18 protein-coding genes and 1 pseudogene are annotated in these 8,046 nt (G+C 50.3%); all 19 read right to left on the bottom strand.

Annotated features, from left to right (window positions below; genetic code table 11):
- Window positions 1-233: pseudogene (locus tag GAC_RS03840) on the bottom strand (30S ribosomal protein S5); the annotation flags it as partial.
- 10 nt (window positions 234-243) lie between these two features.
- Complete coding sequence (rplR, locus tag GAC_RS03835; protein ID WP_010265255.1) at window positions 244-609, bottom strand: 50S ribosomal protein L18; 366 nt, start codon at window positions 607-609, stop codon at window positions 244-246.
- 13 nt (window positions 610-622) lie between these two features.
- Window positions 623-1,168, bottom strand: a complete 546-nt coding sequence (gene rplF, locus GAC_RS03830) for a 50S ribosomal protein L6 (RefSeq protein ID WP_010268077.1) — start codon at window positions 1,166-1,168, stop codon at window positions 623-625.
- An 11-nt stretch (window positions 1,169-1,179) separates the two neighbouring features.
- Window positions 1,180-1,578, bottom strand: coding sequence for a 30S ribosomal protein S8 (gene rpsH, locus GAC_RS03825; protein ID WP_010265262.1), 399 nt, complete (start codon window positions 1,576-1,578; stop codon window positions 1,180-1,182).
- Between the two features lie 17 nt (window positions 1,579-1,595).
- Window positions 1,596-1,901 carry a 30S ribosomal protein S14 gene (gene rpsN / locus GAC_RS03820; protein WP_010265265.1) on the bottom strand — a complete coding sequence of 102 codons (306 nt, stop codon included), beginning with the start codon at window positions 1,899-1,901 and terminating at the stop codon, window positions 1,596-1,598.
- Between the two features lie 11 nt (window positions 1,902-1,912).
- Window positions 1,913-2,446, bottom strand: a complete 534-nt coding sequence (gene rplE / locus GAC_RS03815; protein ID WP_010268085.1) for a 50S ribosomal protein L5 — start codon at window positions 2,444-2,446, stop codon at window positions 1,913-1,915.
- Window positions 2,447-2,452: 6 nt separating this feature from the next.
- A complete protein-coding gene (gene rplX, locus GAC_RS03810; protein ID WP_010265273.1) occupies window positions 2,453-2,767 on the bottom strand; it encodes a 50S ribosomal protein L24 in 315 nt (104 codons plus the stop codon).
- A complete protein-coding gene (gene rplN / locus GAC_RS03805) occupies window positions 2,767-3,126 on the bottom strand; it encodes a 50S ribosomal protein L14 (protein WP_010265276.1) in 360 nt (119 codons plus the stop codon). Before rplN ends, rplX begins: the two co-directional genes overlap by 1 nt.
- 12 nt (window positions 3,127-3,138) lie before the next feature.
- Entirely contained in the window at window positions 3,139-3,372 is a 234-nt protein-coding gene (gene rpsQ / locus GAC_RS03800) for a 30S ribosomal protein S17 (protein ID WP_011114489.1), read from the bottom strand.
- Complete coding sequence (gene rpmC, locus GAC_RS03795; protein ID WP_010265283.1) at window positions 3,362-3,568, bottom strand: 50S ribosomal protein L29; 207 nt, start codon at window positions 3,566-3,568, stop codon at window positions 3,362-3,364. The genes rpsQ and rpmC overlap by 11 nt, the downstream gene beginning before the upstream one ends.
- A 7-nt stretch (window positions 3,569-3,575) precedes the next feature.
- Entirely contained in the window at window positions 3,576-3,992 is a 417-nt protein-coding gene (gene rplP / locus GAC_RS03790) for a 50S ribosomal protein L16 (protein WP_011114490.1), read from the bottom strand.
- An 8-nt stretch (window positions 3,993-4,000) separates the two neighbouring features.
- On the bottom strand, window positions 4,001-4,636 hold the full coding sequence (gene rpsC, locus GAC_RS03785; protein WP_010265292.1) for a 30S ribosomal protein S3: 636 nt from the start codon (window positions 4,634-4,636) through the stop codon (window positions 4,001-4,003).
- A 3-nt stretch (window positions 4,637-4,639) separates the two neighbouring features.
- Entirely contained in the window at window positions 4,640-4,978 is a 339-nt protein-coding gene (gene rplV / locus GAC_RS03780) for a 50S ribosomal protein L22 (protein WP_010265295.1), read from the bottom strand.
- A 3-nt stretch (window positions 4,979-4,981) separates the two neighbouring features.
- Window positions 4,982-5,263, bottom strand: coding sequence for a 30S ribosomal protein S19 (gene rpsS / locus GAC_RS03775; RefSeq protein WP_010265298.1), 282 nt, complete (start codon window positions 5,261-5,263; stop codon window positions 4,982-4,984).
- A 5-nt stretch (window positions 5,264-5,268) separates the two neighbouring features.
- Window positions 5,269-6,102: a 50S ribosomal protein L2 gene (rplB, locus tag GAC_RS03770; protein WP_010265300.1), complete on the bottom strand. Its 834-nt coding sequence runs from the start codon at window positions 6,100-6,102 to the stop codon at window positions 5,269-5,271.
- Entirely contained in the window at window positions 6,099-6,389 is a 291-nt protein-coding gene (locus GAC_RS03765) for a 50S ribosomal protein L23 (RefSeq protein WP_010265302.1), read from the bottom strand. Before GAC_RS03765 ends, rplB begins: the two co-directional genes overlap by 4 nt.
- The gene (gene rplD / locus GAC_RS03760) at window positions 6,382-7,008 is read right to left on the bottom strand and encodes a 50S ribosomal protein L4 (RefSeq protein ID WP_011114492.1); all 627 of its coding nucleotides are present in this window, start codon (window positions 7,006-7,008) and stop codon (window positions 6,382-6,384) included. The genes GAC_RS03765 and rplD overlap by 8 nt, the downstream gene beginning before the upstream one ends.
- 17 nt (window positions 7,009-7,025) lie before the next feature.
- Window positions 7,026-7,724 (bottom strand): 50S ribosomal protein L3, encoded by a 699-nt coding sequence (gene rplC / locus GAC_RS03755; protein ID WP_010265311.1) that lies wholly within the window; start codon window positions 7,722-7,724, stop codon window positions 7,026-7,028.
- A 1-nt stretch (window position 7,725) separates the two neighbouring features.
- On the bottom strand, window positions 7,726-8,043 hold the full coding sequence (rpsJ, locus tag GAC_RS03750; protein ID WP_010265314.1) for a 30S ribosomal protein S10: 318 nt from the start codon (window positions 8,041-8,043) through the stop codon (window positions 7,726-7,728).
- Window positions 8,044-8,046 lie beyond the last annotated feature (3 nt).

Raw genomic sequence — 8,046 nt, 5'->3', positions numbered from 1 at the left:
CTGATCATGCTTTTCTTCGCCGCATTTACCGCCTTGATTTTGGCCTCAGAAACTTCCGCGTGCTTACCCATGCCGCAGCCTACCCGACCCTTCTCATCACCTACCACGACAAGCACAGAAAAGGAGAATCTTCTTCCACCCTTAACAACCTTAGAGACTCTGCGTACAGACACTAACAACTCTGACAAATCATGAGAATCGTGCGCAGCGCGCGGCTTTTTATCAACACTCATTCAGAACAACCTAAAACTCAAAACCAAGACTTCTCAACTCATCTGCAAACGCAGCTACCACACCTATGTACCTGCATGAACCACGATCAAGTACGAACTTGCGGTAGTTGGCATCCAAGCCATCTAGGCGACCGGCAAATAACCTTGCGACCACCCTAGCGGCCTCCGAGTTCACCCGCCTTTTGGCTGTGGCCAAAACATCGGGTTCAAGCGTGGAAGCGGCTGCCAAAGTCGCGCCTTTCTCATCATCTATAAGCTGGGCATAAAAGTGCCTGTTAGACTTGAACACGGAAAGCCTGACACTCGATAGCGACCTAAGCTTCAGCCTCACTCGCCTCTTACGCCTCGTAGCCCTTTTTAAATCACACAATGACATAGCCGGTTCCACCCTATTTCTTCTTACTCACTTCCTTCCGGTACACGTACTCTCCCTTAACGAATATACCCTTACCCTTGTAAGGATCATACCGCCTGATCGAGCATATGTCAGCTGCTACCATGTGTACCTTGACTTTGTCGGAGCCTTTAATCACAAGCTGTGTGGGCTTAGGACACTTGATCTCTATCCCCTCCGGAATTACATACCTCACCCCGTGGCTGAACCCCACAAACATAGAGAGGTACTTATTGTCACATACAACCCTATACCCAACGCCATTCACTTCGAGTTCCACAGAAAACCCTTTGGATAGCCCCTTTATAGCATTGCTGATGCCGCTCCTATAAGAGCCCCACATCACCTTCGCCCTGGGAGAGGACTGACGCTCATTCACAAGCAGCAGGGTACTGCCATCAAGCACGGCCCGTATGCCGTGGCACAAAGAGAAGGAAGAGGACGTCCCATCCTTACCAATCACGGTGACAGAATTACCATCACACACATCCACTTTCACACCTTCAGGAACCTCTATGGGCATCGCCCCAACTCTAGACACAGCAAACTCTCCTAAAAAACACCGCACAAAATTTCCCCGCCAATGCCGAGTTTACGCGCCCTGTAATCTAACATCACCCCCTGCGATGTCGACACTATGTACACACCGAGACCATTGTAAAACTTCGGCAGCCTATCTGCAGAAGAATACACTCTCTTACCTGGGCGAGAAACGCGCACTATTTTCTTAATGACCGGAGCACAGTTGTAGTACTTGAGGCACACCTTAAGGTACTTTATTCCTGAACTCTTAGACTCCTCAGTGAAACCCTCTATGTAACCCTCCGCAAGCAGGATGTCCAATATGGATCTAACCACCTTAGAATGGGGCACAAAAACTACCTTGTTCATGCCTGCCTGCCCATTACGCAGGCGGGTCAAAAAATCAGCAATCGGATCGGATAACGACACAGCCAACCTCCTTCTATCTACCAACTCGACTTCGTCAAGCCGGGCATCTGCCCTATCGAACCAAGCTGGCGCAGCACTATGCGGGACACCATAAACTTCCTGTAGTAACCGCGGGGCCTGCCGGTGATGAGACACCTGTTCCTAATCCTAATGTAGGAAGAATCCCTAGGCATTTTAGAGAGCTTCACCTGAGCAGCGAACCTTTCCTGCATGGGCAAACTCGCATCCTTGATGATGCGCACTAGAGCACGCCTTTTTTCCGACAACCGCGCAGAAATAGCAACGCGTTTCAGATTTCTCTGCACTACAGATTTTCTAGACACTACACCCCCAACTAATTCACAAAAGGAAAACCGAGCTCAGTAAGCAAAGCCTTGGCATCATAATCACTTTTCGCAGTGGTAACAACGCTCACATCAAAACCGCGTACCTTGTCTATTTTATCGTAGTCCACCTCAAGGAAGGATATATGCTCCTTCACTCCAAAAGATATGTTCCCATGGCCATCGAACTGCGACATAGACAGCCCCTTGAAGTCCCGCTCGCGTGGGAGTGCTATGTTAATCAGCCTGTCCAAAAACTCATACATCTTCTTACCTCTAAGGGTAACCATACAACCTATGGGAAACCCCTTACGTATCTTAAACCCGGCAATAGATCGCCTTGCACGGGTCACCACAGGCTTTTGCGCCGATATCAAGGCAAGATCCCTGCTACATGAATCCATAACCTTGCTATCCATCGCTCCAATGCCGATACCCATGTTCAGGCAGACCTTCACCACTTTGGGTACCTGCATGACACTACTGCAACCCAGCTTACTCATGAGAGACTGCGCTACGGCCTCTTTACACAAACTTCCTAGCATATACACCTAATCCAACACACGGCCAGAACCTTTAAGATACCGCACCTTTTTTCCATCCACAAACTTGTAGCCCACCTTGGTGCGCACACCAGCCTCACTATCAAACAAAGCGATATTGGAAATGTCTATAAACCTTTCCACGCTGAAAATACCACCCTCCCTATCCTTAGAGGGCTTAACACTCTTTCGACAGAGAGCAACCCCGGCCACCTTGGCCACCACATGCCCCCCCTTTCTCAGAATCTTCACAACCTTGCCGATCTTGCCCTTGTCGCTTCCAGCTATGACAATCACATCATCCCCGCTAACAATCTTAGCCATCACAAAACCTCCACAGCCAAGGACATAACCTTGGTGAACTCACCAACGGGCAGCTTCCTAACAGGGCCAAATACTCTCGTACCCAGAGGGTCACCCTGGTCGTTCACCAACACAACAGCATTACTGGAAAACCTGATAGTGCTGCCATCCAAACGACGAATCGGGCCCTTGGTCCTCACAACAACAGCTTTATACACCCTACCTTTATTAACCTTGCCTCTAGGCGCAACAACCCTAGCAGACACAACAATAACATCCCCCACCAAGGCGCGCTTCTTTCCACCCAAAAACCCTATGCACAGCACTTTGCGGGCGCCCGAATTATCTGCTACATCCAAGATCGCGTTTTTTTGTATCATACAGAAGTTACCTCAACTATCCACCACAATCCACCTCTTGGTAGCAGACACGGGAATGTGCTCTCTTATCTTGACCACATCACCACGTTTACACCTATTGTGCTCGTCGTGCACAGAGTAGATTCTGCACTTTTTGACAATCTTCTTGTACACTTTGTGGTGCACCATGCGGTAGACCGAGACTTTTACTGTCTTATCTCGCCTAGCATCCGTGACGACACCCACTAGGACTCCCTTAGACATCATCCCCTCTCACTCTTCTCCAACTCAGCGTGGTAAGCACTCTTGCTATCTCCTTCTTGATAGCACTCCGTCTGACACTGCTGGTAGACGAACCTTCCTTGCTCTCAAACACCTGAGCAACCAAATCCCTGCGCAGGGACGCCAGCTTCTCACGCAGCTCTTTAGAAGACTGCCCCTTCATGTCTACAGAAGAACCCATACCTAACCTACCTCAACCCATCTTCAATATAACTACACCTCATGGGCAACTTCGCACTCGCCTTCCTAAGGGCCTCCCTAGCCAAAACAGATGAAACCCCACCTATTTCAAATAACACCCGGCCTGGTTGGACCCTGCACACCCACATCTCTATGCTGCCTTTGCCCTTACCCATACGAACGTCAACAGGCTTCTTGCTCACCGGAAGGTGACAGAACACCCTTATCCACACCTTCCCCACACGTCTAAGACTCCTAGATATGCTGCGCCTGGCAGATTCAATCTGCTTAGAAGTCAGCCTGCATGGCTCCAGCGCTTTAAGTCCACATGAACCAAAAGCCAGCTCACTACCACCCTTTGTCTGACCTTTGATGCGCCCCTTGAAGCTCTTAGAGTACTTGGTTTTTTTCGGCACAAATAACATAACAGTTCTCACTCACCCCCAGTTCTAGAATCGCCCACATATACCCAGACCTTCACACCAACAATCCCGTATATGGTCTTAGCTTCAGCGCAGCTATAGTCTATGTTAGCCCTAAAAGTATGCAGAGGCACGCTGCCCTCTTTGTACCACTCGGTCCTCGCAATCTCCGCTCCACCTAGCCGCCCAGAACAACTAACCTTAACTCCTCTGGCACCAAGCTTCAAGCAGTTCTGAACACCACGCTTCATAGCCCTCCTGAATGACACCCTTTTCTCCAACTGCTGCGCTATGTTCTCAGCTATCAGAGCAGCTTTCAGATCAGGCTTCTTCACTTCTACTATATGAAGTTCAACATCGTGATTGACCATCTGGGCAATCTTCTGCTTGACCCTATCTATATCAGTACCTTTCTTGCCGATTATTACACCAGGACGCGCAGAGTGTATGTTTATTATCACAGCATCAACCTTCCTGGCAATAACAACCCTACTGACCGCAGCATGGTGAAAAGTCTTCTTGACAAAACTGCGCAGAAGAAGGTCCTCGTGCAGCTTGGACGCATACCCACCGCCAGCATACCACAGCGAATCCCAAGTCCCGACTATCCCTAACCTTAATCCAATAGGATTAGACTTCTGCCCCATAAGTTACCTTTTCAACAATCTAATTACAACGCTCCCATACCGCTTTCTTATCCTGCATGCCCTACCCCGCGCCCTGGGCCGAACCCTGCGCAGAGTGAAGGACTTACCAACTAAAACCTCCTTCACGTACAAACTATCCAAGTCGACGTCGTAGTTGGCCCTAGCGTTAGCTACAGCGGACTTGAGCACCTTTCCAACAAGAAATGCGGCCTTCTTCCTGCAAAACTTAAGGTACATCACGGCCGTGGACACGTCCTGACCTCTTATCAGGTCCGCAACCAAATTCAACTTAGAGGGCGTAGACCTGAGACCCGACACTCTAGCACTGATAACAGTAGTCATAAACTAACCCTTCCTGGACACTTTCTTGTCACCCGCATGCCCCAGAAACCGCCTAGTAGGAGAGAACTCGCCAAACTTGCGCCCCACTATATTGTCAGTCACCTTTACAGGTACGTAGGTTCTTCCATTATGAACCCCAAAAGTCAGCCCTATAAACTTGTGCAGGATCACCGAGGACCTTGAGTGTATGTTTATGATCGCATTCCGGTTGGATGCAATCGCCCTATTTGCGAGACGCAGCACATGAGGGGCACAGAAAGGAGGCTTTTTAATCGATCGAGACATGCAAACTACCTCTTCCTGACAGACGAAACTTTTATGTACTTGTCGCTATGCTTGCCACGCTTCCGCGTCTTTTTACCCTTAGTCGGTACACCCCATGGAGTAACAGAGTTCCTACCACCCGAAGTTTTACCTTCTCCACCACCGTGCGGGTGGTCCACGGGGTTCATGGCGACACCACGAACCGTAGGCCTGAAACCAAGCCACCTATTTCTACCGGCCTTACCTAGCTTTATGTTCTGATTGTTCAAATTCGAAACAACGCCCACGGTTGCCCTACACAACGCCAAAATCTTCCTCACCTCTCCAGAACCAAGCCTTAACAGGACATACGCACCATCCCTACCCATAACCTGGGCATAGCTACCAGCTGCCCGAGCTATGATACCACCACCGCACGGCCTGAGCTCTACGTTGTGCACAAAGGTTCCAGCCGGTATTGAGCCCAGCTGCAAGCAATTCCCAGGAAGCACGTCCGACCCAACACCGGAAACAACCACATCGGAGACCTTCAGTCCATCAGGGGCCAGAATGTAAGACAACTCACCGTCCTCATAGCGTACCAGGGCCAAAAAAGCAGTACGGTTCGGGTCATATTCCAACCGCTGCACAACAGCCTGCACACCATCCTTGTTCCTCTTAAGGTCTACCACTCTGTGCAGCCGTTTGTGCCCCCCTCCACGGTGGCGCACAGTGATAACTCCATGTGCATTCCTGCCCCCACTGGAGACTCTACCAACGACCAGAGACTTTTCGGGCTTACCCCTCCACAGCGCAACCCTGTTAACCATAACGGTCCCCCTGAGGGACGGAGTGACGGGGTTTAGAACTTTAAGACTCATTTCGCCGCCCCCACAATTTTAAACTCCTTGCCCTTAGGTAGAGAAAAGTACACCTTTTTCCTATCTTTCCTTCTTCCGGGAACACCCTTACAGCGCTTCCTTTTACCCTTGACCCTAAGCGAGCACACATCAGTGGGCGCCTCCCCACACAGCAGCTTTATAGCACGCCTGACCTGGGGCTTGGTAGCACCGACAGCCACGTACACCGCATATCTACTGTGTCCCTCACCTAGCGAAACCGACTTCTCCGTAACCACGGGAGAAGCAATTACCGAAAAGCTATCCATTACACAACCTACTCTCAAGACACTTAACCGTGCCAACGGTCAGAATTACACAATCATGCCGCAGTATATCGAGGACATTTATGCCAGCGTATTTCAGTAGGTCAACGTTCGGAAGATTCCTACACGCACACATGACTTTATCTTCGTACGTTTCGGCAACTACTAAATAAGACCCATGTGCACCGAAATTACCAAAAGCAACATGCGCATCCGCGGTTTTTTCCAAAAGCAAACCCGAGTCATCCAGTACTACAAGTTTGCTGTCGGAAACCTTCATAGACAGCGCAACTTTCAACCCTAATCTGCGCACTTTCTTGTTCAGAGAGTACGCATGGCTTCTATTCACAGGACCAAACACCACCGCGCCTCCCCGGAATTGTGGGCTGCGTAAACTACCTTGCCTAGCTCGACCGGTATGCTTCTGCCTATAAGGCTTGGCCGTGGTACCAGAAACATCGGATATGCACCTAGTTTTGTGCGTACCAGCCCTTCTCTTGGCAAGCTGCCAGGTCACCACATCTCTCAGCACATCACGCCTGAGCTGTACGCCAAACACCTCGGCGCTGAGCTGCACCTTGCCAACCACCTCATTTTTGATGTTAACCACATTAACTTCCATGAACGCCCCTCACTTCCTCAACCAGCAGCGCCCACAGGAGACTGGGTAGCCACAACTCCACCTTCCCTTGGCACAGGCTTTTTCACAGCATCTCTCACCAGAACATACGACCCACAAGGCCCAGGGACGTTGGTGCCCTCAACAACAAGTAGAGACCTCTCGGAGTCTACCAGGACCACCCTGAGATTCTGCACAACCGACATGGTATGACCCATGTGCCCAGCCATCTTCTTGCCCTTAAACACTCTACCAGGATCCTGGCACTGCCCCGTGGACCCCTGCGACCTGTGAGATATGGAAACACCGTGAGATGCACGTAGCCCACCAAAATTATGTCTCTTCATAACACCAGCAAAACCCCTACCTATCGAGCGCCCAGCTACATCCACAAACTGGCCCTGGAAAAAGTGATCTACCAGAACCCTGCCACCAGGCTCAACGCCATCCACAGTGTCCACACGAGACTCAAATAAGTGACAATCAACGTCTATTCCCTTCTTCCTAAGTGCGCATATCTGCGGCTTGTTTAGGCGCCCAGGACGACGTACACCAAGCACAACCGCGTTGTACCCGTGCACATCACGACTTTTCACGTCAACAACGAAAGTGTCCTCTAGCAGCAGCAAAGTCACAGGAACCCTGGCACCTGCATCCCCAAACACCGCGGTGCTGCCAACCTTCTTCATCAACAAACCAACCCTGCTCCCAGTCGCCACGCTACCCTCCTACAACCTTGACTTTGACATCAACACCAGCTGGAAGCTGGAGACTCATGAGGGCCTGAAGTATAGCGGAATTAGCTTTCGGTAGGCTAATCAACCTCTTGTGCGTTCTGATCTCGAACTGCTCCCTAGACTTCTTATCGACATGGGTCGAGCGATTAACAATGAACTTCGCAATCCTGCGAGGGAAAAACACTGGACCATTCACCTTGGCGCCGCTTCTCCTTGCGATCAGAATTATGTTGCGGGCAGACCCATCGAGCAGGCAATGGTCAAACGCCTTTAGTTCAATATATATCTTCTGCGTTACCATAAA

The sequence above is a fragment of the Anaplasma marginale str. Florida genome (genome assembly GCF_000215485.1).
Taxonomy (GTDB): Bacteria; Pseudomonadota; Alphaproteobacteria; order Rickettsiales; family Anaplasmataceae; genus Anaplasma; species Anaplasma marginale.
This window is presented reverse-complemented; position numbering and strand designations above follow the sequence as displayed.

Coding starts and splice junctions, on each gene's coding strand:
- rplP (WP_011114490.1), bottom strand. CDS start 3,992: ATGTTATTTGTGCCGAAAAAAACCAAGTACTCTAAGAGCTTCAAGGGG.
- rplD (WP_011114492.1), bottom strand. CDS start 7,008: ATGGAAGTTAATGTGGTTAACATCAAAAATGAGGTGGTTGGCAAGGTG.
- rpmC (WP_010265283.1), bottom strand. CDS start 3,568: ATGGGTTCTTCTGTAGACATGAAGGGGCAGTCTTCTAAAGAGCTGCGT.
- rpsJ (WP_010265314.1), bottom strand. CDS start 8,043: ATGGTAACGCAGAAGATATATATTGAACTAAAGGCGTTTGACCATTGC.
- rplB (WP_010265300.1), bottom strand. CDS start 6,102: ATGAGTCTTAAAGTTCTAAACCCCGTCACTCCGTCCCTCAGGGGGACC.
- GAC_RS03765 (WP_010265302.1), bottom strand. CDS start 6,389: ATGGATAGCTTTTCGGTAATTGCTTCTCCCGTGGTTACGGAGAAGTCG.
- rplR (WP_010265255.1), bottom strand. CDS start 609: ATGTCATTGTGTGATTTAAAAAGGGCTACGAGGCGTAAGAGGCGAGTG.
- rplN (WP_010265276.1), bottom strand. CDS start 3,126: ATGATACAAAAAAACGCGATCTTGGATGTAGCAGATAATTCGGGCGCC.
- rplV (WP_010265295.1), bottom strand. CDS start 4,978: ATGACTACTGTTATCAGTGCTAGAGTGTCGGGTCTCAGGTCTACGCCC.
- rplX (WP_010265273.1), bottom strand. CDS start 2,767: ATGGCTAAGATTGTTAGCGGGGATGATGTGATTGTCATAGCTGGAAGC.
- rpsC (WP_010265292.1), bottom strand. CDS start 4,636: ATGGGGCAGAAGTCTAATCCTATTGGATTAAGGTTAGGGATAGTCGGG.
- rpsS (WP_010265298.1), bottom strand. CDS start 5,263: ATGTCTCGATCGATTAAAAAGCCTCCTTTCTGTGCCCCTCATGTGCTG.
- rplE (WP_010268085.1), bottom strand. CDS start 2,446: ATGCTAGGAAGTTTGTGTAAAGAGGCCGTAGCGCAGTCTCTCATGAGT.
- rpsQ (WP_011114489.1), bottom strand. CDS start 3,372: ATGATGTCTAAGGGAGTCCTAGTGGGTGTCGTCACGGATGCTAGGCGA.